We start from the raw sequence: 21,544 nt of genomic DNA on the forward strand, positions 1-21,544 counted from the left end.
CTGCGCATCAGTCCCTTCCGGGAAAAACCGTGCTTTCGCATGAACTCCCGGAGAGTGGCTAGGACTTTGCGTCGTGCGGCCCCGGGGGAAATGCCTCTCCTATTAGACGTCCTGTCGTTTGCCCCAGCGGGAACTCATGAGTTCCCGTGTCAGACGAACAGCGGGATCGGGTTGAGTTCGTCGTAGGGCGTCGGATCCGCGAGCCTGCCGAGTGCGACGGGAACGTCGTAGAGGCGTCCGGGTGCGTATCGCGCCCAGAAGTGCCTCAGTCCGGGAACGACGACCTTGACCACGGGAAGTCCGATGTCGGGGCGGGTCTGGTCGAGTACGAGCAGATCCATACCGTGCGAGGCGAGCAGGGCGGTGGCCGCCGAGAGGTCGTCCCGCAGGTCGCCCCGCGCGGTGTAGGGCCAGGAGTGGGGCGCGCGGGGGGACACGTCGGGTGCGGGGGTCAGATAGGGCTGGGTGGCCGTCGTCTCGCGCAGCCACCAGTGCATGGCTTCCGGCTGGTCGACGCGGTAGCCCGAGCCGTCGGGACGCGCGCCGGACACGGCGGGGAGGAGCTGGCCCATCTCGGTCAGTGCCCGGCGCAGTGCGATGCGGGGATCGAGGTGGGCGCCGAAGCCGAAGATGATGTCCTCGGACGGTTTGTCGGTGCGCCGGGAGAAGGCCGCGACGACGGGGATACCGAGGTCGGCCGTGAGGTCGAGCGCCCAGATCTCGCGGTTCAACTTGCGGTATCCGTCGCTCAGTTGGTCGATGTACGGCTCGGCGAAGGACCGCAGGTCGACACCCGGCTGGCGCGTGCGGTTGTACCACCACAGGGCCACGGCGTCGCGTTCGACCAGCTCCAGGAAGCCCTGGAGCACGGCGTCCTCGAAGCTGCTGCCCGCCGCGTTGCCGTTCGAGTCGGCGATCGGCTCGTGCGCGGCCACCGTGTCGCTGGGGAAGTACAGCATGCCGGTCGGCAGGAGCCGGTGCGTGCCCGTGGCCAGGGACCACAGGGGGGTCCAGTCGACGGGGCGGTTCTCGTCGAAGCGTTCCGGTACGTGGGTGAAGGGCGAGCGGGCCGCGTTCCAGTGGGACCGGTCGCGGAACTGCCGGTCGTCGTACAGCTGGCAGGAGTTGGGGTGCAGGGCCACCTCGCCGAGGCCGCGGAAGGTGTCGCGCACCACCGCCTCGTCGCCGCGCCGGGTCCCGCTGTACCGCTCGATGGCCTCGCCGAGCGCGCTGACCTTCGCCTCCTCGGCGGTCAGGCCCTTGCCGCCGCTGAGCGAACGGAGTCCGGCGCGCAGTCCGGACAGGGTGCTGGCCTCCATGGCGAGGTTCTGGCCCGACACATAGGCCTGGGTGAAGTCGGGGGAGCCGGGAGCCCGGCGGATCTCCTTCACCACGCCCGTGACCGGGCCGACCAGGTGGCCGTAGCGCTGGAGCATCCGCGCGGTGCCGAGTGCCCGGTGGCCGCCGCCCGTGCCGTCCGCCGACTTCGGGCGGCTGCGCGGTTGCGTGGGCCGCCAGCCGCGCTCGCTCATGAGCGTCGGGTCGCCGCACTCCGCGCACTGCGGGAGGCGGGACACCGGGTGGGTGGCGGTCTGCAGCGTGAGGGTGTTGAGGGTGCGTACGGCGCTCTGTTCCGGACTGCGAAGCCCGCTCGCCCACTTGACCGCCTCCAGGACCGCGGCCTGCACGGCCAGGGCCCGCCCGGTGGGCAGGTCGGCGGCCGGTCTGGCCACCGGGTGATCCAGGCGCAGCGCGCGCTGCAGGGGCAGTTCGGTGGTGCGGTGGCCGCGCAGCCGGGTCGCCAGACACGACCAGCAGGGCCCGTCGTCGGGGCGGAACACCGGCCCGAACCACGGCTCGGGACCGCCCAGCCGTACGAGGAGCCAGGGGCGCCCCGTCGCCCGGTGCTCGGCGTCCACCTCACGCAGGCCGGGGGAGAGATAGTCGTCGCACAGGACGAGGCTGAGGCAGGCGTCCTCCGCCGATTCCGTGATCCGCAGGCCCGAGGCCGCACAGGCCTCGTGGACCGGGACCTCGGCCGCGGGGTCCGCGCACCCGGCGAGCACCACGATCCGCACGGCCGCCCGCGCCGCCTCCTCGGTGGCGCGGGCACCGTCGAGGCCCGCGAGGTCCCAGTAGGCCTCCGCGGCCCGGTCGGCCGGGGATCTGCCGGGCTGCCGCTGGAAGCGGAGCAGCCCGGCGTCGGCGAGGACCCGCAGTGCGTCGCCGACCTCCTCCGAGGTCAGGGAGGAAGCGGCGGCGCGGGCGATGGCGGCCGGGGTGCGGGTCCCGTCGAGCAGCGGGGCCAGCGCCTCCGCCTGGGCCCCGCGCAGGGCCGTGATCCCGGAGTGCGACACCAGATAGGCCGCTTCTCCGGGGACGACCGCGCAGCGCAGGTGGCTCTTGAACTCTACGAACGCGGTCTCTTCCCCCATGACCGTCATGCGTGGGAGAGCTCGTTGACCGTGCTCGTGCCGGGCATGAGGGTGCAGAAGGTGAACAGTGCCACCGAGTCGTCGGAGCCCGCGTCGAGGTGGTCCACGACGAGTGCGGGGCGCGCGGAGGTGTGGCTGTCCGCGGTGGTGGGGAGCGTGAGTGCGCCGGCAATGATCTCGATCATCAGCACGTTCCTTTTCGGTCTGGGGAGGCGTTCTCCGTTGCCAGGATCCTCATACGGGGAAGCGCCGGCAGAAAGTGAAGGGCTCATCAGTGAGGGGTGAGACTTTCCCATGCGTCACGTTCGTATTTCACCCCCCTCCAGCCCCAGGGCCACCGCGGTAATCGGAAACTTCCCTTCACCTTTGCGTCACCGAATGGCAGGGGATCTTCTGGAGGGTTCGATTCCGGCGTTGTGATTTCTTCACGGGTGTGACGTGGTCACATCCCGGGGCAGAGAAACCCACCCCGAACGCCGGTACGCACCCACTGTTTCCGGCCCCTGCCCGAATGGAATCTTCGGTGTCCATGAGGGTCACCGAGACGCCGTATCTGCCGCAGCCGGCACGCACCACCGCCGCCGCGGGGCCGACTCTGTTCTGCCTGCCCTGTGCGGGCGGCGGCGCGTCCTCCTACACACGGTGGCAGCGGGAGCTCGATGTGCGCGGCGCGGGAGTCCAGGTGCGGCCGGTGCAGCCGCCGGGCCGTGAGGAGCGCGCCCACGAAACGAGGTTCACCGACCTGGACGCGCTGGTGGAGGAGATGGACGAGCAGCTGGACGACGCGTTCTCGCGCCCCCACCTGCTCTACGGACACAGCATGGGGGCGTTCATCGCCCACGCACTGACCCTGCGCAGACAGCGGCGGGGTGCCGCACTGCCGCGGGCGCTCGTCCTCAGCTCCCACCGCGCACCCCACATACCGCCCACCCGGATCCTGGACCCGGCGGCGGACGACGAGGAACTGGCCACGAGCCTGGCCGGACTGGGCGGAATTCCGCCCGAGCTGGCCGCCCGGCGCAGATTCCGTCAGCGGTTCATGCCACTGGTCCGGGACGATCTCAAGCTCTGCTCGGGGGTGGTGGAAGAGAACGAGATCGAACCGCTGCGGGTGCCTCTGCGCCTGTTCGTGGGGGAGCAGGACCGGCTGGTACCGGTCCACAAGATGGCCGCCTGGTCGGAGCACGGAAGCAGGGGGGCCGAGCTGCGCACGATGCCGGGCGGACACTTCTTCGTCCGCTCCCAGGAGAGCGCCTTGCTGGAAGAACTCGCCGTGGTGCTCCGCGAGTTCGGTGCCGTACCGGCCGAGTAATCCATTCTCGAAAGGAACACGGAACGTGAAGATAGTGATCGCCCGGCGGGGGACGCCGGTCTGGCTGGAATCCGCATCGCTGGTCAGCAAGGTGTTCGGGACGAGTTTCGGGGCCCAGGTGACCCCGGATCCCGATCAGTTCATCGCGTACGTAGGACGGCAGGACGGCGGCCCCGACGAGGTGGAGGCCTGCATCGGGATCTCCTTCCCGGAGAACGGACCGGTCTTCCTGGAGCGGTACCTGGACGGGCCACTCGAGGACGCGCTGCGCGAGGCGGCGGGACAGGACGTGCGGCGGCACCAGATCGTTCAGCTCGGCAGCGTCGCCTCGGTCGCGAACCTGGCGGGCGCGGAGATCTACCGCGCGCTTCCGCTGATCCAGGCCTGCCTGGGCCGGTCGTACGCCGCCATGACGATGACCAACCGGTCCGCGGCGCTCGCGAAGCGCCTCGGCCTCATCACCCACCGGCTGTGCGACGCCGACGGCACCCGCCTGGGCGCCGAGGAACTGGCCCGCTGGGGAACCTTCTACGACCAGCGGCCCGCGGTGCGCTGGGGACGCCTGGCCGAGCACTCCCAGCAGCTGGTCACGGGCGTCGAACGCTACGCACTCGACTCCGTCGACATCCGCCTGCTCTCCCGGAACCGAACGGAGCTGACCCGTGCTGCCTGACGTCATGCCGGACACCGCGTCCCTTGCGGCCGGATTCCTGAAGCGCGCCGAGAGCGACGCGGCCATGGTCGAGGTCCTCTCCTCCACCGGCGGGCCCGGAATCCGCCACACCTACCGCGAACTCATCGGCGCCGCCCGGGTGTTCGCCGCCGACCTGCGCCGCCGCGGGGAGGCGCTCGGCCGCCCCGTACGGGTGGGGCTGCTCGCCGACAACTCCGCGCAGTGGGTCGTCGCCGACCTCGCCGCCCTGTTCGCGCGGGCCGTGGAGATCCCGGTCCCGATGGCCTTCACCGCCGAACAGGCCGCCTCGCTGCTGGCCGGCGCCGACGTCTGCCTGGTCGACGCGCGGGGCGGGCAGTGGCTGGAGCAGGCCGCCGCCGCGGGCGCCCGGGTGCTGCCCGCGGACTGCGCGGTCGTCACGATCGACCTGCCCGGGCTCATCGAGGCCGCCGCGAGCGCCCCACTCCCGCCGCTCGCCGAGGAGATCGCGGAGGCGGAAGCGGCCGGGGACACCGTCATCAAGGTGGTGCACACCTCGGGCACGACCTCCGCGCCCAAGGGCGTGCAGGTCAGGCTGCACGGAGTCGAGGCGCTGCTCGCCTCGCTCGGCGGCCGGGTCGAGGACGCGGTCTTCGCCCGCTATCTCTCCGTGGTGCCGCTGAGCCTGCTCATCGAACAGGTCGCCGGCCTCTACATGCCCTTCCTGAACGGCGGCAGCGTCACCTTCCTGCCGCCGGGCACCGCCCTGATCGGCACCGTCGCCGACGCGGGCCCGCGGATGCTGTCGCTGCTCCGCCAGGCGCAGCCCACCGCCATGGTCGTACCGCCCACCGTCGCGGGCCTGCTGCTCGCCCTGTGCGAACAGAACCCCACGGAGGACCTGGCCCGGCGCAGGCTCCGGCTCTTCGGGCACACCGGCCCCGTCTTCATCGCCTGCGGCGGCGCGCCCGTCTCGATCGACGTGCTCAAGCGCCTCGAAGCGTTCGGGATACCCCTGTACGAGGGGTACGGGCTGAGCGAGAACAGCTCGGTCGTGGCCTGGAACTTCCCCGGGCAGTTCCGGTTCGGCACGGTGGGCCGGCCGCTCGACCACGTACGGGCGCGGCTGGCGCAGGACGGTGAACTGCTCATCCAGAGCACGTCGTTGTTCGCCGGATACACCCAGGAGGACCCCTCCAGCGTGGTCGTCGACGAGCAGGGGTGGCTGCACACCGGCGACCTCGCCACCATCGACGACGACAGCTACATCCGGATCACCGGCCGCAAGAAGAGCCTGGTCATCACGGCCGCGGGACGCAACCTGTCCCCCGAGTGGGTCGAGGCCCGTTACCGCGAACTCGGCTTCGTGCGCGAGGCGGCCATCGTCGCGGACGGCCTGGACGAGGTGCGCGGCCTCTTCGTGATCGCCGCCGGCACGGACCGCGCGGAGGCCCGCCGCCAGATCGAGGAGTTCGGCACCGGCCGCCTCTCCGCCATCGAACGGGCCACCTCCGTACGCCTCATGGCCGAGGACGACCCGGAGTACACCACCTACTTCACCGTGACCGGACGCCCCCGCAGGGACGCCGTCCGAGACCTGCTGACCCGCACCGCACCCGAGGAGATCACCGCATGAGCACGGCCCTGACCACCACCCCGTACGGCACCGGCGGCGGCCTGCTCGTGACGCCCGCCGAGCCGGGCGCCCTGTCCGGCGTCGAGCCCAAGGAACTGCTCGACCTGCTGGCCGATGCGGGCTTCCTGCTGCTGCGCGGCTTCGGCGCCGACATGGCCTCGTTCACCGGCCTGGTGCAGCGCACCTCCACCTCCACCACCCTCGACCCGGCACGCGACTTCTACTCGGAGGTCGCGCAGAAGGTCGACGCGGGCCTCGACGAGGTCGGCCTGCACACGGAGAACGGCAACAGCCCCTTCCGCTCCCACCTGGCCTGGTTCTTCTGCGAGAAGGCGGCCACGTCCGGCTCCCAGACCACGGTCTGCGACGGCTACCGGGTGTGGGAGAAGCTCGCAGAGCCCGTACGCACGGCGTTCCTCGGCCAGGACATCGTCTACAGCAGGCACGTCGCCGAGCCCCAGTGGCGCGCCATGGCCCACCACCTCACGGGCAGGCCCGCCGAGGAGATCGCCGTGGAGGAACTCGTCGGCCTCGCCGCGACGCTGCCCGGCACCGAGGTGACGCCCGAGGCGGACGGCGGGGTGCGCTACGCGTTCCGCACCCCGGCGGCCGGACCGACGCTCTTCGGCGACCGGATCTCCTTCGCCAACAGCATCCTCGGCCCGTCCTTCAACTACGAGAAGCCGCACATCACCTTCGCGGACGGCAGCGAAATCCCCGAGGAGCTGCTCGCCGCCGTCACCGAGACCACCGGCGCCCTCACCGAGAACCTGGAGTGGGCCGACGGGGACGTCGCGGTCATCGACAACACCCGGGTGATGCACGGCCGCAGGGCGATCACCGACCCGCGGCGGACCATCTACAACGCGCTGAGCTTCGTGGAGCCCGTGGCCGCCTGACCCGCGCCGTCCGAGCGGCGGCGCACCCTACCGGCGGAGGCCGGAACCACCCCCCGGCGCCGGCCTCCGCCCCCGTACTCCCGAACTCCGAAGGTGATCACGCATGTTCTCTGCCCTGGGCTCCGCCCTCCACGCGAAGCGGAGGCTGACCCTGTACCTGGTCATCGGCCTCGCCGTGCTCGCCGCCCTCTTCGGCGGCACCCTGCAGAGCAAGGTGACCAACGGCCTCGCCGACTACGACGACCCGACCGGGTCGCACACCGTGGCCCGCAAGGTCATCCAGGACGCCACCGGCATCGACCCCCAGCAGGGATACGCGCTCCTGATCCGTACGGACGAGGCCATCGAGCCCGGCGGGCCGCAGCCGAAGGCAGTGACGGCGGGCATCGCCCTCCTCAAGGACCGGCCCGAGGTGAAGCGGGTCATCGACTACAAGTCGGCCGGGGACCCGGCCCTGATCTCCAGGGACGCACGCTCCACCGTCCTGGTCGGCGCGGTCGGGCCGATGAAGGACAAGGAGACCAAGGACGCCGAGAAGGCGTTGCGGGAGGCGATCGACGCCGACCCCGCGCTGCGCGGCCACGCCCACCTGGGCGGGCCGACCATCGGCATGGTGCAGGTCGGCGAGGTCACCACCAAGGACCTCTCGATGGCCGAGGGGATCGCCCTGCCGGTCGTGCTCGTCCTGCTCTTCCTCGTCTTCCGCGGCCTGGTCGCGGCGCTGCTTCCGGTCATGGGCGCGATCCTCACGCTGCTGCTCACCATGGCGGGGCTGCGCCTGGTCACCCTCTTCGACAACGTCTCCACCGGTGCGCTCAACCTGGCCTTCGCGCTCGCCCTCGGGCTCGCCGTCGACTTCGGCCTGCTGATCGTCTCCCGCTACCGCGACGAGCTCGCGCAGCACGGCGCCGGGGCGCTCGCGCTGCGCCGCACCATGGAGACCGCGGGACGCACCGTGCTGTTCAGCGGTCTCACCGTGGCCGCCGCGCTCGCGGCGCTGCTCGTCTTCCCCCAGCCGTACCTCCAGTCCATGGGCATGGCGGGCGTGATCACGTCGCTCGCGGCGGTGCTCTTCGCGCTCCTCGCGCTGCCCGCCGTGCTCGCGCTGCTCGGCGATCGCGTCAACTCCCTCGCCCCGCAGCGCTGGCAGCGCGTCACGCGCACCGAAGGGACCGAGGGGTCCGGCGATCCCGCCGTCAGGCGCTGGCGGCGGATCGCTCAGCTCGTGATGCGCAGGCCCGTCGTCGTCGCGGTCGCCGCCACCGCGCTGCTCCTCGCGCTCGCGTCACCGGTGCTCGGCATCCGCTTCACGGGTGCGGACGCGTCGGCGCTGCCCACCGGCATCAGCGCGGGGAAGGTCTCGGCGGCGCTCGAGGACGACTTCGCCAAGCCCGCCACCTCACCGCTGCGCGTCGTCGCCGACACCTCCGACGGTGGCCGGCTCGGCGCGTACGCGAAGGAGATCGCGGAGGTGCCGGGCGTCGAGGCGGTCGCGAAGCCGGTACGCCTGGACGCGAGGCACTGGGAGATCGACGCCGTACTGAAGGGGGAGCCGCTCGGCACGGCCGCCAAGGACGCCGCCGACGAGGTCAGGTCGCTCGACGCGCCCACGCCCGTACGGTTCACCGGGCAGACCGCCGACTTCCTCTCGCAGAAGGACGGCATCCGTGACCGGCTGCCGATGGCCATCGGCGTACTCGCCCTGGTGACCCTGCTGCTGCTCTTCGCCTTCACCGGCTCGGTGGTCCTGCCGTTCAAGGCGCTCCTGATGAACACCCTGTCCACCGGGGCCGCGCTCGGCTTCCTCGTCTGGGTCTTCCAGGACGGGAACCTCGGCTTCACGGCGCAGAGCGGCATCGAGTCCACCACTCCGGTGCTTGTCTTCGCGCTCGCCTTCGGACTCTCCACGGACTACAACGTCTTCCTGCTCGGCCGGATCAAGGAGGCGCGGGCCGCGGGCTTCGACGACCGCACGGCGGTGGCCGAGGGCCTGGCCCGCACCGGACGCATCGTGACGTCGGCGGCGCTGCTGTTCTGCGTGGCGGTGGGCGCTCTCGCGCTCTCGCGTCTCGTCTTCGTCAAGGAGCTCGGGCTGGGCACCGCGTTCGCGGTCATCCTCGACGCCACGGTCGTCCGCGCGCTTCTCGTGCCCGCCCTGATGACGCTGCTCGGCCGCGCCAACTGGTGGGCGCCCGGCCCGTTGCGCCGGCTGCACGGCGCGCTGCGGCTCGACCGCATGGAGACCTCGGACGACGCCACCCCGGAACCGGGCTCCGGTGACTCCGGGGACTCGGGGAGCGGCGGGCGGACCGGGCGTGAGGAGGCGGTGAGCAGGGCCTGACACACGGACTCACCGGTTGGGGTTGCGGGGAACCACACGAGGGAGAGCGGACATGTTCGCACCAGAGCGGGAGTACGAGGTCGTGATCCCGGCAGTGCCGGGGGGCGGCGGTGAGGCGGCGGAAGCACAGACCGACCGCCTGATGGGCCACGGTTTCGGCAGACTGCGCGGCCGGGAGGGCGAACTGGCCCTCCTGGCACGGCTGCTGGCCCAGCCTCACGAGCGCCTCATCACGCTGACCGGGCCCGCCGGAGTGGGCAAGAGCCACGTGGCCCACGCGGCGCTGATCGCGCGCACCCGGGCCGGCGGCGCGCCCCTGCTCTGGACGGACCTCGCCGAATCGGACGGGGCCGGAGCGGTCTGGTCCAGTGTCGGCGCCGATACGGCCGGAGCCGCCGCGGAGCGGATCGGCACCCGGCAGGCCCTGCTCGTCCTCGACAACTGCGACCCGGTGGCCGCGCACGTGGCCCTGGACATCTCCGCCCTGCTCAGGGCCTGCCCGCGGCTGAAGATCCTGGTCACGAGCCGGGTGTCCCTCGACATACGGGCCGAACGCGTCCTGGTGACGGAGCCGCTGCCCACGGGCGTCGGCTCACCGGCGGAGGAGCTCTTCACCGATCACGTGAGTCCCCGGTACCGCACCGGACTCGACGGCGCCCAGGCGCAGTCGGCGGTGACGGACCTCTGCCGGGAGCTCGACGGCATTCCGCTGGCCATCGAGCTGGCCGCGGAGGCCGTCGGCACCGAGGGCCCCCAGGCCGTCCTGGAGAGGCTGGGCAAGGGTGAGCCCATCGGCCGGCGCAGGCTGCGGGACACGTCGGCCCGGCACGACGGCATCAGCAGCGCCCTCGGCTGGGCGGCCCACGCACTGAGTACCGCCGACCGTGAACTCCTGTGCACGCTGGCCGTGTTCGAGGCGCCGCTGGGCCTGGCGGAGGTGCGCAGGGCGGCCGGCGCCGGTCAGGCGGACGCGGTGGCCGGCATCGAGTCCCTGGTCCACCAGAGCCTGTTGCTCAGCGGGCGCGGCCCGGACGGCGAGCCGGAGTTCCGGCTGCCGCTCATGGCGCGCGCCCACTACCACCAGGGCCTCGCGGGCGATCCGGACGCGCTGGCCCGGGCGCTCGACCGGCACGCGGCGCACTGCACGGCCTTCGCCGCCGGGCTCGCGGACGGGCTCCGCTCGGGCCGCGACATGGGCCAGCTCCTCGCCGCCGTCGAGGCCAGGCTGCCCGACCTGCGCAAGGCCACGGGCCATCTCTGCTCGCGCGGCGACCACGCGGGCGTACTGCGCATGTTGACCGCGCTGGAGGGCCCGCTGCTCGGCCACGGGCTCGACCTCGACGCGGCGGACGCCATGGAGGCCTCCGCCGCCGCCTGCCCTGACGGGGAGCTGGCCGCCGAGGCACTGATGGCCGTGGCCCGCTGGGCCCTCGGCCGCGACGAGCGTCCGCGCGCAGAAGCGGCGCTCGACCGGGCGGCCGTCGCCGCCGCCGGACTCCCCGCCGTACGGGCGCGGGTGGCGGCGCACACCGGGGAGCTGCTGCGCCGCAGGGGCGAGACGGCGGGCGCAGCCGCGCTGCTGGAATCCGCGCTCAAGGAGCTCGACGCCGCGGGGGACGTGTACGGAGCGGCCCTGGCCCGGCGGTCGCAGTCGCTGCTGCGGGCCGGACACGGCGACCCGGACGCGGAACGCCCCGCGCTGCAAGCGCTGGCCGAACTGCCCTGTACGCCGGTCGAGTTGGAGCCCGGCACCGCCGACTTCTGGCGTGACCCCTGGCCCCCGGTCGTGGTCCGCGCCGCCCTGCTCAACGCGCTCGCCCGGGTGCGCAGGCTGCTCGGCCGCGCCCCGGAGGCGTACGTGAACGTGCGTGAGTCGATCAGGCTCCTGATGGGCAGCAGCGGCCCCGTGGAGGCGGCCGAGGCCCTGGAAACGATGGTGACCGTCGCCGTGGGACCCGGCAACGAGGAGCACAAGGAGGCGCTGGCCCAGGTCCTCGCACACGCGGAGGCCCTGCGCCGCCAGCACTCGCTGGTCTCCGAGGAGGGCGTCGCGCTGCGGGCGGTGGCCGACCGGCTGCACCAGGGCCTCGATCCCGCCGTGCTGCGCAGGCTGCGGCTCGAAGCGCGCCAGGTCTCGCCGCACAGCGCCCTGATCGCGGGCCTGTTCGCGCCCGCGCCCAGGCAGCCGCCGAAGGAGGAACGGTCCTCGCAGACCGGGGCAGCCGCCCCGCACAGACTCACGCCACGGCAGCACGAGGTGGCGCTGCTCGTCGCCGAGGGCATGACCAACCGGCAGATCGGCAGGCAACTCGGCATCTCGGAGTGGACCGTCACCAACCACCTGCGTGTGGTGATGCAGAAGCTGGAATGCGGCTCACGGGTGCATGTCGTACGCGCCATCCAGCAGGCCGGGTGAGGGGCGCGGCCGGGCGTGCGGGCGTCCACATCTGGGCCGGGCGGGTGCCCGACACCGCGGCCGGGCGGGACGTGGCGCTTCTGGACGAGCGGGAGACGCGCCGGTTCGAACGGTTCCGGGACGAGGTGACGCGGGCCCGGTACGCGGGGGCCCGCGCCGCGGTCCGGCGCACGGTCGCGGAGTGGCTCGGCGTCGAGCCGTCGGCGGTGGTCTGGGGCGTCGCGCGATGCCCGGGATGCGGGAGCGACCGCCACGGTCCTCCCTACGTCCGCCTGCCGCGCACCGAGTGGCGGACGAGCGTGTCGCGCTCCGGGGAGTGGTGGATGCTCGCCCTCTCGTACGGGATGCCCGTCGGCGTCGACCTGGAGCGCCGGAGCGCACCCGAGGCGCCTGCGGTGGCCCGCCGTGCCCTCACGCCCGAGGAGCGGGCCCATGTCGCCGCCGCCCGGGAGGGCGTGGAGCGGGACGAGGCGTTGATGCGCTGCTGGGTGCGGAAGGAGGCCGTGGTCAAGGCCTGGGGTGTCGGGCTCGGGACGGATCTCGCGGCCGTCGCGGTGCGGCCGTGGCAGGACTCGGCGGTCGTGGAGCGGGCGGCGGGCAGTGGTGGTGCTGTCGGCGGCGGCCCGGAGAGCTGGGCGGTGCGTGACGTGCCGGTCGGGGCGGCCGGGGCGGACTGCCTGGCCGCGCTGGCCCGTCCGGCGGCCGACACGGCACCCGTCGTGGTGCACCGGACCGACGCGGCGCGGGCAGCCGCGAGGGCCTGACTGTGCGCACAGTCAGGCCCCCGGAACGCAGGTTGAATCAGCTCAGCTCAGGTCACGTCAGAAGACGATCGGCCCCGGCGTCTGCTTCGAGACGGCCTTGCAGGTGTTGTCCGTGCCCAGGATGTTGAGGCTCAGCGAGGCGTCGGAGGAGCCCGCGGCCGGGATGTAGGAGTCAAGGCTGTCGCCCGCGGACACCGCACCGGTCAGCGCGCCGATGGTCACCGGCTGCCCGGCGGCGGCCGCGTCGTTGGCGGTGCCGGTGAAGTCCACCGTGCCGCCGCCCGCCCGCTCCAGGCGCAGCGTGGCGGTGATCGAGTTCGCCGGGATGTCGACCGGGGCCAGGCCGCCGCTGGTGGAGATCTTGACGGAGCCGGTGCCGTTCGCGGCCGACGCCTCGATCGTCAGGTCGGACACGCCGTAGCTGCCGCAGTCGTACGACGCCGTCACGGTCTGGGCGGCGGTGGGGGCCGCGGCGGAGGGGGTGGCGAGAGCGACGCCGCCCGCGAACAGGACGGCGGTGGCAACGGTGCTGGCCTTGATGATGTGACGCACAGTCAATTTCCTTCGTTTGCCGGTGTGTTGATACAGCGGTGTGGTGACACCGCACAGGGGTTGAGCAGACGGGCGGCCGGCGGGCCGCCCGGGTCACAGGGGGTGGCGCTCGGCCACCGGGATCCGCACGGTCGGCGGATGCCAGTCGGCGATTCCGTCGAAGCCGCGCAGGAGCAGGCCGGGGATGGCCTTCGAGGCGGCCCTGAACACCGCGTCGCGCGTCGATACGGCCGCCCGGGAGCGCAGCGACGTCAGCTTCAGGATGCGTTCCGCGCGCCGCACCATCGCGGTCGTACGCGGTCTGCGGTCGCGGTCGTACGCGGCGAGGGCGGGCAGGGGATCACCGCCCGGCACGGCGTGATGGGCGAGGACCACGGCGTCCTCGATCGCCATGTTGGCGCCCTGTCCCAGGGTCGGCACCATGGCGTGGGCCGCGTCCCCGAGGAGCGCGGTGCGGCCCCGGCGGAACGAGTCGAGTGGCACGTCCATGTGGTAGACGTCGTGGCGCAGGATCTCGTCCTCGCCGACCGAGTCGATCAGGGTCGGCACCGGGTGGTGCCAGTCGCCGAAGCGTCTGAGCAGTTCGGCCTTCTCGCCGTCGGGGGAGCGGCCGCCCGCCTCGGTCGCGGCGCAGGCGTAGATGAACACGCTGTCCGGGTCCCGGACGAGGCTGCCCCACACGAGGCCGCCGCCCCACGACTCGTGCGGCACGAAGCCGGGTCCTGGCATCGGCGCGAGGATGCGCCAGACGGTCCAGCCCCCGTAGGCGGGCCCCGAGTGGCCGGGGAACAGGATGCCGCGCGTCTTGGAGTGGACGCCGTCGGCGGCGACGACGAGATCCGCCTCGTACACCCCCTGCGGAGTGCTGACGTGCGCCGTGCGGCCCGCGGAGCCCGCATCGGCGAGGTAGGCCGCTTCGCCGGTGTGCAGGACGCCTTCGGGCAGCCGCCCGACGATCAGGTCGACCAGGTCGCTGCGGCGCAGCACGACCAGGGGCCCGCCGAACCGGGCGGCGACGGCCGAACTGTTCGTGCGGGTCAGCGGGCGGCCCCGCGGATCGCACATCAGGCCGTCGCCCTGCCACGCCGCGAGGGCGGTGACCTCGTCGCCGAGGTCGAGGGCGGCGAGCGCGCGCTGTGCGTTGGGGGCCAGGGTCAGGGCGGCCCCGATCGGTGCCAGGGTGGGGGCGCGTTCCAGGACGGTGGTGTCCCAGCCGCGCCGGTGCAGGGCGAGGGCGGTGGTCAGGCCGCCGATGCCGGCACCGATGACGACGGCTTTGGGGCGGGTCATGGACTCTCCTCGTGAGTCAGGCGAGTTGCCGTGATCTGCGGACGACCGGGGGCGGCGCGAACCGCCGCCCCCGGGCCCGTGGGTCACCCCCGCGTGCCTCCCGCCCGCCAGTGCACGGCGGCGGCTCCCGCGAAGTCACCGGCGTGGGCGAAGCCCGCCAGCATCAGCAGGCTGCCGTCCTTGACCCGGCCCTCGCGGATGCCGTGGTCGAGGGTGATGGGGACGGCCGCGCCGAAGAGGTTGCCGAACCGGTCGAAGGTGTCCAGATGACGGTCGGGGCCGATGGAGAGCCGCTCCTGCCACTGCTTCAGGAACATCCGGTTGGGCTGGTTGGTGATCAGCAGATCCAGGTCGTCGGTCTTCAGGTCGAGCGACTCGCAGACCCGGCCCACCACCTCCGGCACCAGACGGTTCCCGCGCTCGACGATGTCGGAGACCTTGTCGGGCGTGAACCCGACGTGCATCTGACTGCTGCCCGCCTCCCAGTACTTGCGCCCGTCGTGCAGCGCGAGGCCGCAGTCCCGGGTGTACTCGCCGTGGTTGGCGACCTCGATGCCGAGGATCGGCGACTCGTCGGACGCCGCCACATAGGCCGCGCCGCAGCCGTCACCGGGGATGACGGCCTCGGGGAGCCCGCGCACGTCGGGCTGGGTCATCACCGGGCCCGCGCTGTTCTGCACGTTGAAGAGCAGCGCCGACCTGGCCTGGCCCGAGCCGATCAGCGCACGGGCCAGCCGCAGCAGATGCACGAAGGACGCGCAGCCGCCGTTGTGGGCGTCGAGCACCCAGTCGGCCTTCACGCCGAGCCGGTGGGCGACTTCCGCCCCCGGCCCGGTGAACGGCACCTCGGGGAGCAGCGAGTTGGTGATCACCACGTCGACGGCGCGCAGGGCGTCGTCCCCGATCCGCTCCCGCAGGACGAGACCGGCCTTCTCCATCATGTCCGCGGGCGTCTCGTCCCTGGACACCTGGTGCCGGGTGCGCGGCGCCTTGAACATCGTGTGTCCGGCCAACTCGCCGGAATCCTCCTGGTGCTGGAGGAAGTACTCCGTGCCGACGGGTTCCCCGGGCAGGTAGGAGGCGAGCTCGAGCAGACTGACGGCTTTCATGCGCCGGTGCTGCCGTTGCGCAGCTCCAGGATCTTCTTCATGTTGTCGATCTCTATCTGGTGACCGGCGTAGAAGAGGTTCCACATGTCGCCGACCCACGGACGCTCGGGGCTCGACGCCAGCTCCGGGTGCGGGTTCTTGTCGTAGTACGGGTGACGGCAGTTGGTCCAGATGACCACGGAGCCGGGCTTGTTGAGGACGGTCTGGGCGTCGATGATCCGGTGGATGTAGACCATCCACAGCTCCTCGCCCTGGTCCCAGGCGCACTTCATGTCGACGGTGAGGGCGCGCGGGTCGCCGTCGATCCGCAGGAAGATCTTGGTCTCGTCGTCGAGGAGGGTGTCGCGGCCCTGGTAGAGGCCGGGGGTGTCGGTGGGCGCGAAGTCACGGGTGCTGTACGTGTACTCGTTGAGGTTGCGCTCGTTGGTGAGGTAGTCGTAGACGTCCTGCGGCGGCGCGTCGATGTACTGGTGGACGGTGACGAACTTGCCGTACACCTCGTCGTACGTGAACGACTCCTTGGTCATCTGCGCGGCCTGCGCGAGGGCCTCCTCGCGCGGCGTGGTCTCCCAGCGGAGCAGCCCGGGGACGTCCTTGAGGTCGGCGGGGATCGGCTCCGGCGCGACGTATCCGGCGGTGGTGTCCGTGTTCGTGAGGGCGGTGGTCATCCTGGTACGACTCCTTGGTTGATGGGCCGGCTCTTGCCGACGGCCATGGCGTGCTGCTGGAAGGGGCGGAACGGAGGCATTTCGGTGGGGTCGACCTCGACGCAGATCAGCGAGGGCGACCGGGTGGCCTCGGCCCGGGCGAGCGCGGTGCGCAGTTCGTCCGGGGTCGTCGCGGTCACCGCGTCGAGGCCGGGGAACATCGCGGCGGCGCCTTCGCCGATGCGGGCCGGACGGAAGAGGTTGTAGGTGTAGTCACCGGAGAAGAAGAGCTGCTCGCGGGTGTGGCACATGCCGTGCGAGTTGTTGTTGAAGATCACGAATGTGACGGGAAGCCGGTGCTCGACCGCGGTGTGCACCTCCATGCCGTGCATGAAGAAGGCCCCGTCACCGGCGAACACGCAGGTGCGCCTGCCGGTCGCGAAGGCGGCGCCGATGCCGGCCCCGAAGCTGTGGCCCATGCCGCCCATGCCCATGGCGACAATGAACCGGCCGTCGACGGGCACGCCGACGTGATGGATGACGGTGGCGCCGGTGTTGCCGGCATCGCTCACCACGGTGGCCCCTTCGGGCAGTGCGGCGCCGACGACGGTCGCGGCGGTACGCATGTCCAGCGGGCCCGAGGGTGAGGGGTCCGGAGGCGGTGGTGCCGACTCAGTCGACCGGGGGCGGAGTTCTGGCCCGGCGGCTCCTGGTCCAGCTGCCGGTCCGGCTGCCGGTCCGGCCCCGGGCGTCTCGTCCGGTGCGTTCCTGGCCATCAACTCCTCTGTCAGTACGGTCATTTCGTCGGCCAGCGGCCCGGTGAGGCGCACCAGGTCCTCGTGCGGCTCCAGGAACGGCGGCCGCGGGTCGATGCAGACCACGGGCGAGCCCTTGAGGTGGTCGTGCAGTCCGGCGCCCGCCATCTGCGGCAGCCGGGTGCCGGCGAGCACCACGGCGGACGCCTGCTCCAGGGCCTCCTGCACGTCCGCGGTGCCGATCACCCCGGCGATGCCCAGATGACGCGGATCGCGGTCGTCGAAGACGTCCTTGGCGTCCGGGGCCACGGCGACCCGTGCCCCCAGCGCCCGGACGAGCCGGGCCAGCTGCGGCCGGGCGTCCGCCCTCGCCACCGCCTCACCGGCGATCACCACCACGCCCTGCCGCTCCCCGGCCGAGAGCAACAGGCCCACGGCGCGCTCGCGTTCGGCCGTGGAGGAGAGCTCGGAGGGGGTGAGCTCCGGCGGGCCGGGCGCGTCCCAGGCGGGCAGCACGGCCTGCTGCACGTCCTTGGGCAGCAGGAGCACGGCGGGCCCCGGCGCGGCCGGGTCAAGGGCCGCCGCGAGGGCACGCGGCAGCGCGGCGGTGATGGACTCCGGGTCCCCGACGCGTACGCAGTGCACGGCGATCTCGCCGAACAGCCGCTCCGCGTCGATGGATCCGGCGAGCCCGCTGGTCTCCTGGAAGGAACCGCGCCCGTCCAGTGAGGTGGGCGGCTGCCCGATCAGGACGAGGGCGGGCACGAAGGAGGCCCTGAGTTCGGCGATCCCGGGGACCAGGTTCATGGCCCCGGCGCCCGAGGTGGCGGCTATCACCGGCAGGCGCTGGGAGGCGCGGTGATATCCGTCCGCCATGGTGGCCGCCGAGAACTCGTGTTTGGCGACCACGCCGAGCGGGCCGGATTCCGCGTGCTCCATCGCGTCGTAGAGGTCTTCGATATTGGCGCCACCGACTCCGAATACATGCCCGACGTTCTGCCGGCGAAGAAAGTCGACGATGAAGTCGACCACGCGGAATTGGTTTCTCATGGACCGTCCCTCTTTCCAGGCGGTGGTCCATCTATTGCAGGTCTCATGGCCCACCACGGGCAAGTGGCACATCCCTGCCAGCCCGCCGCGTCCCTGGTATGGCAGGGATCTGCCATACCGCTCTGTCATGTCCGGTGGAGGCGCCCGAAGTTAGGTTCTGGTCAATCGCTCACCGCACCACGCAACGACCGGAAGGAACAACGATCGTGATCACCGTTGAAACCGTCTGCGCCCTCATAGCGAAGAAGCTCGGCAACAAGGCATCGGGCGTCACGCTCGGTGCCGACACGGCCTTCGACTCGGTGGGTCTCTCCAGCCTGCAGATCGCCGACATCGTCTACACCGTCGAGGACGACGCGGAGATCGAGCTCGACCCGAGCCAGGCGGCGAACGTGAAGACCGTCGGCGACCTGGTCAAGCTGGTCGAGTCCACCCAGACGGCCGCCGCCGCATGAGCACCGCCGCCTACCAGGGCGCCACGGCCGAGGCGATCAGGCACCACTACGACGTCTCCAACGACTTCTACGGCCTGTGGCTGGACGGTTCGCTCACCTACACCTGCGCGCTGTGGGACGAGTCGGGCGCCGAACTCGCCGGTTTGCAGGATGACTTGGAGGCGGCGCAGGCCCGCAAGCTGGACTACCTCATCGAGGGTGCCAGGGCAGCGGGCGCCGGCCGGGTCCTGGACGTGGGCTGCGGCTGGGGAAGCCTCCTCAAGCGCCTCACCGGGATCTACGGCGTGCAGCACGCGACGGGGCTCACCCTCAGCGACAGCCAGGCCGAACTGGTCAGGGCGTCCGGGATCGCGCGCACCGAGATCCGGGTGGAGAACTGGCTGAACCACGAGCCGGCGGAGGGCTACGACGCGATCATCTCGATCGGCGCGTTCGAGCACTTCGCCAAGACGGGGCTCTCCAGGGCCGAACGCATCGCGGCCTACCGCGAGTTCTTCGAGCGCTGCTACGAGTGGCTGCCCTCGCACGGCCGCATCGCCCTGCAGACCAATGTCAAGGGCAACAACACCGTGATGGACAAGGCCACCGTGCGTGAGCTCATGTTCATCATCGAGACCATTTTCCCGGAATCCGAGATCCCGGCTCTCTCCGAGGTCATCGAATCCAGCGAAAAGCTCTTCGACGTGGTGTCCCTGCGCAATGACCCGGACCACTACAGCCGGACCTGCGCGGAATGGCTGCGGCGCCTCCAGGAGAACAGGGAAGCGGCCGTACGCATCTCGGGTGAGGACAACGTCGTCAATTACGAGAACTATCTCGGCGCGAGCGTGCGGCACTTCAAGAACCGCCACCTGGGCCTCGCGAGGATCATTCTCGAAAAGGGGCGTTGAGTGAGCACGCGAAAGAACGTCGTCTACTGGCACGAGACGGAGTCCGTCACGCCCGAGCCCCCGCTGCGGGACGACGTCGACTGCGACGTCGCCATCGTCGGCGGCGGTTACACCGGCCTGTGGGCCGCGCACTTCCTCAAGGAGGCCGAGCCCGCGCTCGACATCCGCATCGTCGAGGCCAAGCACTCGGGCTACGGCGCGTCGGGCCGCGCGGACGGCTTCGTCACGCCCACCATCGGCAAGGACATCCAGGCCCTGGTCGAGGAGTTCGGCACCCGCCGCGCCCTGGAGGCCTCGCAGGCCGTCGGGCGTTCCATCCTGGAGATCGGCCGCTTCACGCGCCGCAACAAGATCGACGCGGAGTACGAGGCCAACGACTACCTGATGGTCGCCACCGACCAGGCCCAGCTGCGCCGCCTGCGCGCGGACCGGGAGCTCGCCACCACCATCGCGGGCCGCGAGCAGCCCGAGCTCCTCTCGGGCCCGCAGGCACGGGAGCTGATCGGTTCGCCCGCCATCCTGGGCGCCATGCGCACCGGCGGCGCCCTGATCAACCCGTTCCGCCTGGCCCGCGGCATCGCCCGGGTCGTCAAGGAGCGCGGGGTGACCGTCTACGAGAACACCCCGGTCCTGCGCGTCGACCCCGGGGTGCGGCCCACGGTCGTCACACCCGGCGGCCGGATCACCGCAGACAAGGTGATCATCGCGGCCAACGCACACCAGTTCACCTTCGAGAAGTTCCGCAACAAGACCGTGCCCATCTGGAGCTACGCGATGGTGAGCGAACCGCTCACCGACGAGCAGCTCGGCCGGATCGCCTGGGCGGGCCGCGAGGGTCTCGTCGAGGCGAAGACCTTCCTGACGTGCGCCCGGTTCACCGCGGACAACCGCCTCATGTGGGCGGGCGGCCCGGCCCTGTACTTCTTCGGCCGCGACATGCGCCGGCGCCGCATGAACGACCAGCGGGCCTACCGCGAGCTGCACAAGGAGTTCGCACGGTTCTTCCCCATGTGGAGGGACGTCAAGTTCACCTACACGTACGGCGGCACCGTCGACGTCACCCGTGACTACGCCCCGCACTTCGGGTCGCTGCCCGGCGGCAACGTCTTCTACGGCTACGGATTCAACGGCAACGGCATCGCCGCCACGCACACCGGCGGCAAGGTCCTGCGCGACCTCGTCCTCGGCAAGGACTCCGAGTACTCGCGGCTCCTCTACGTGGACGACAAGCACCGCAAGCAGCGGGACTTCCCGCCCGAGCCGTTCCTCTACGTCGGGGCCCGCGCCACCACACGGCTGATGGAGTGGAAGGAGTCCCGGGCATGAGCGAGCAACGCACCGTCCTGCTCACCGGCGCGTCCGGCGTCGTGGGCCGCGCCATCCTCCAGGAGGCGCCGGGCCGCCCGGTCCGGCTGATCTCCATGGCGAGGCCCGGCGGCGCCGCCCTGCCCGCGGGCACCGAGCACGTGCTCGACGCCGACCTGGCGCAGCCGCGCTTCGGTCTCGACGAGGACAGCTACCGCGCGCTGGTCCGGGACGTGGACACCGTCATCCACTCGGCGGGCCTCACCGAGTGGGGGCTGCCCGACGAGCGCTACAAGCCGGTGAACGTGGACGGCACCCGCCGGGTCATCGAGTTCGCCGAACTCTCCGGCGCCACCGTCCACTTCATGAGCACCGCGTTCGTGGCCGCGCTCTCGTCGACCGCCCCGCACCGGCTCAGCGACACCAACGTCACCGCCAACTACGTGCGGTCCAAGCTCCGTTCGGAGCAGCTCCTGCGCGACAGCGGCCTGCCGCACACCGTGTTCCGGCCGACCAACCTGATCGGCGACTCGCAGACGGGCTGGACCTCGCGCGGTCAGATCGTGCAGCTGATGTCCGACTGGATCTGCCGCGGCCGTGCTCCCTTCATCCCCGTGCACGAGGGCAACCGCATCGACATCGTGCCGCAGGACCTGCTCGCCAAGGCGGTGCTCGCGGCCGTCGAACTCGGGGACACCAGCGGCGAGTTCTGGGTGACGTACGGCGACGAGGCCATGGACATGGAGGCCGCCATCGACGTGTGCGCCAAGCACGCGGCGGGCCTGGGCCGCACCCTCACCCCGCCCCCGGTCACCGACCCCGACGCCCTGGACCCCGAGGACCTGCGCCGGCTGCCTCCGCTGGCCCGCTCCTACCTGTCCGTCCTGCGGGACGTCAGCGAGGTCACGCGCTGCGGCGGCGGAGTCCTGCCCACGTCGATGCCGGAACTGCGCGAGCGCTACGGCGTCCCCTTCGTCCACGACACGGACGCCTACCAGCGGACGCTCGAATACGCCTCCGCCCACCTCAGCTAGAG

Annotated in this window: 18 protein-coding genes; 11 read left to right on the top strand and 7 right to left on the bottom strand. The window is 71.7% G+C overall.

Translation table 11 applies throughout. The annotated features are described in order from the left end of the window. Nucleotides 1–149: 149 nt before the first annotated feature. Together AB0E78_RS17330 and AB0E78_RS17335 are read right to left on the bottom strand one after the other, a co-directional pair. Complete coding sequence (locus tag AB0E78_RS17330) at nt 150–2,444, bottom strand: TOMM precursor leader peptide-binding protein (protein WP_361833048.1); 2,295 nt, start codon at nt 2,442–2,444, stop codon at nt 150–152. Next, nucleotides 2,441–2,620, bottom strand: a complete 180-nt coding sequence (locus AB0E78_RS17335; protein ID WP_361833049.1) for a hypothetical protein — start codon at nt 2,618–2,620, stop codon at nt 2,441–2,443. Before AB0E78_RS17335 ends, AB0E78_RS17330 begins: the two co-directional genes overlap by 4 nt. A 344-nt stretch (nt 2,621–2,964) precedes the next feature. Here AB0E78_RS17335 and AB0E78_RS17340 point away from each other — a divergent pair, with 344 nt between their 5' ends. From AB0E78_RS17340 to AB0E78_RS17370, 7 genes are all read left to right on the top strand, one after another. Further along, entirely contained in the window at nt 2,965–3,747 is a 783-nt protein-coding gene (locus AB0E78_RS17340) for an alpha/beta fold hydrolase (protein ID WP_361833051.1), read from the top strand. A gap of 25 nt (nt 3,748–3,772) precedes the next feature. Further along, nucleotides 3,773–4,420 (top strand): thermostable hemolysin, encoded by a 648-nt coding sequence (locus tag AB0E78_RS17345; protein ID WP_361833053.1) that lies wholly within the window; start codon nt 3,773–3,775, stop codon nt 4,418–4,420. Continuing rightward, nucleotides 4,410–6,035 (top strand): AMP-binding protein, encoded by a 1,626-nt coding sequence (locus tag AB0E78_RS17350; protein ID WP_361833055.1) that lies wholly within the window; start codon nt 4,410–4,412, stop codon nt 6,033–6,035. Before AB0E78_RS17345 ends, AB0E78_RS17350 begins: the two co-directional genes overlap by 11 nt. After that, nucleotides 6,032–6,934, top strand: coding sequence for a TauD/TfdA family dioxygenase (locus AB0E78_RS17355; protein ID WP_361833057.1), 903 nt, complete (start codon nt 6,032–6,034; stop codon nt 6,932–6,934). The genes AB0E78_RS17350 and AB0E78_RS17355 overlap by 4 nt, the downstream gene beginning before the upstream one ends. Before the next feature lie 103 nt (nt 6,935–7,037). Further along, nucleotides 7,038–9,275, top strand: coding sequence for an MMPL family transporter (locus AB0E78_RS17360; RefSeq protein WP_361833059.1), 2,238 nt, complete (start codon nt 7,038–7,040; stop codon nt 9,273–9,275). A gap of 52 nt (nt 9,276–9,327) precedes the next feature. Next, on the top strand, nt 9,328–11,691 hold the full coding sequence (locus AB0E78_RS17365) for a LuxR C-terminal-related transcriptional regulator (protein ID WP_361833061.1): 2,364 nt from the start codon (nt 9,328–9,330) through the stop codon (nt 11,689–11,691). Continuing rightward, a complete protein-coding gene (locus AB0E78_RS17370) occupies nt 11,688–12,455 on the top strand; it encodes a 4'-phosphopantetheinyl transferase superfamily protein (protein ID WP_361833063.1) in 768 nt (255 codons plus the stop codon). Before AB0E78_RS17365 ends, AB0E78_RS17370 begins: the two co-directional genes overlap by 4 nt. 57 nt (nt 12,456–12,512) lie before the next feature. Here AB0E78_RS17370 and AB0E78_RS17375 read toward each other — a convergent pair whose 3' ends face one another. From AB0E78_RS17375 to AB0E78_RS17395, 5 genes are all read right to left on the bottom strand, one after another. Next, nucleotides 12,513–13,007: a hypothetical protein gene (locus AB0E78_RS17375; protein ID WP_361833065.1), complete on the bottom strand. Its 495-nt coding sequence runs from the start codon at nt 13,005–13,007 to the stop codon at nt 12,513–12,515. A 93-nt stretch (nt 13,008–13,100) separates the two neighbouring features. Beyond that, nucleotides 13,101–14,297: an FAD-dependent oxidoreductase gene (locus tag AB0E78_RS17380; protein WP_361833067.1), complete on the bottom strand. Its 1,197-nt coding sequence runs from the start codon at nt 14,295–14,297 to the stop codon at nt 13,101–13,103. Between the two features lie 83 nt (nt 14,298–14,380). Next, the gene (locus tag AB0E78_RS17385; RefSeq protein WP_361833068.1) at nt 14,381–15,406 is read right to left on the bottom strand and encodes a 3-oxoacyl-[acyl-carrier-protein] synthase III C-terminal domain-containing protein; all 1,026 of its coding nucleotides are present in this window, start codon (nt 15,404–15,406) and stop codon (nt 14,381–14,383) included. Beyond that, nucleotides 15,403–16,074, bottom strand: a complete 672-nt coding sequence (locus tag AB0E78_RS17390) for an SRPBCC family protein (protein WP_361833070.1) — start codon at nt 16,072–16,074, stop codon at nt 15,403–15,405. Before AB0E78_RS17390 ends, AB0E78_RS17385 begins: the two co-directional genes overlap by 4 nt. Further along, nucleotides 16,071–17,858, bottom strand: a complete 1,788-nt coding sequence (locus tag AB0E78_RS17395; RefSeq protein WP_361833072.1) for a thiamine pyrophosphate-binding protein — start codon at nt 17,856–17,858, stop codon at nt 16,071–16,073. Before AB0E78_RS17395 ends, AB0E78_RS17390 begins: the two co-directional genes overlap by 4 nt. A 206-nt stretch (nt 17,859–18,064) precedes the next feature. On the opposite strand from AB0E78_RS17395, the gene AB0E78_RS17400 reads away from it, so the two are divergent. From AB0E78_RS17400 to AB0E78_RS17415, 4 genes are read left to right on the top strand one after another with little or no spacing between them, the layout of a single operon-like run. Continuing rightward, nucleotides 18,065–18,313, top strand: a complete 249-nt coding sequence (locus AB0E78_RS17400) for an acyl carrier protein (protein WP_361833074.1) — start codon at nt 18,065–18,067, stop codon at nt 18,311–18,313. Next, nucleotides 18,310–19,203 carry a cyclopropane-fatty-acyl-phospholipid synthase family protein gene (locus AB0E78_RS17405; RefSeq protein WP_361833076.1) on the top strand — a complete coding sequence of 298 codons (894 nt, stop codon included), beginning with the start codon at nt 18,310–18,312 and terminating at the stop codon, nt 19,201–19,203. The genes AB0E78_RS17400 and AB0E78_RS17405 overlap by 4 nt, the downstream gene beginning before the upstream one ends. After that, nucleotides 19,204–20,529 carry an FAD-binding oxidoreductase gene (locus AB0E78_RS17410; protein ID WP_361833077.1) on the top strand — a complete coding sequence of 442 codons (1,326 nt, stop codon included), beginning with the start codon at nt 19,204–19,206 and terminating at the stop codon, nt 20,527–20,529. It begins immediately after the preceding gene. Then, nucleotides 20,526–21,542 carry an SDR family oxidoreductase gene (locus tag AB0E78_RS17415; RefSeq protein ID WP_361833079.1) on the top strand — a complete coding sequence of 339 codons (1,017 nt, stop codon included), beginning with the start codon at nt 20,526–20,528 and terminating at the stop codon, nt 21,540–21,542. Before AB0E78_RS17410 ends, AB0E78_RS17415 begins: the two co-directional genes overlap by 4 nt. Nucleotides 21,543–21,544 lie beyond the last annotated feature (2 nt).

Source organism: Streptomyces sp. NPDC032198, assembly GCF_040636975.1.
In the GTDB taxonomy this organism is placed as follows: Bacteria; Actinomycetota; Actinomycetes; order Streptomycetales; family Streptomycetaceae; genus Streptomyces.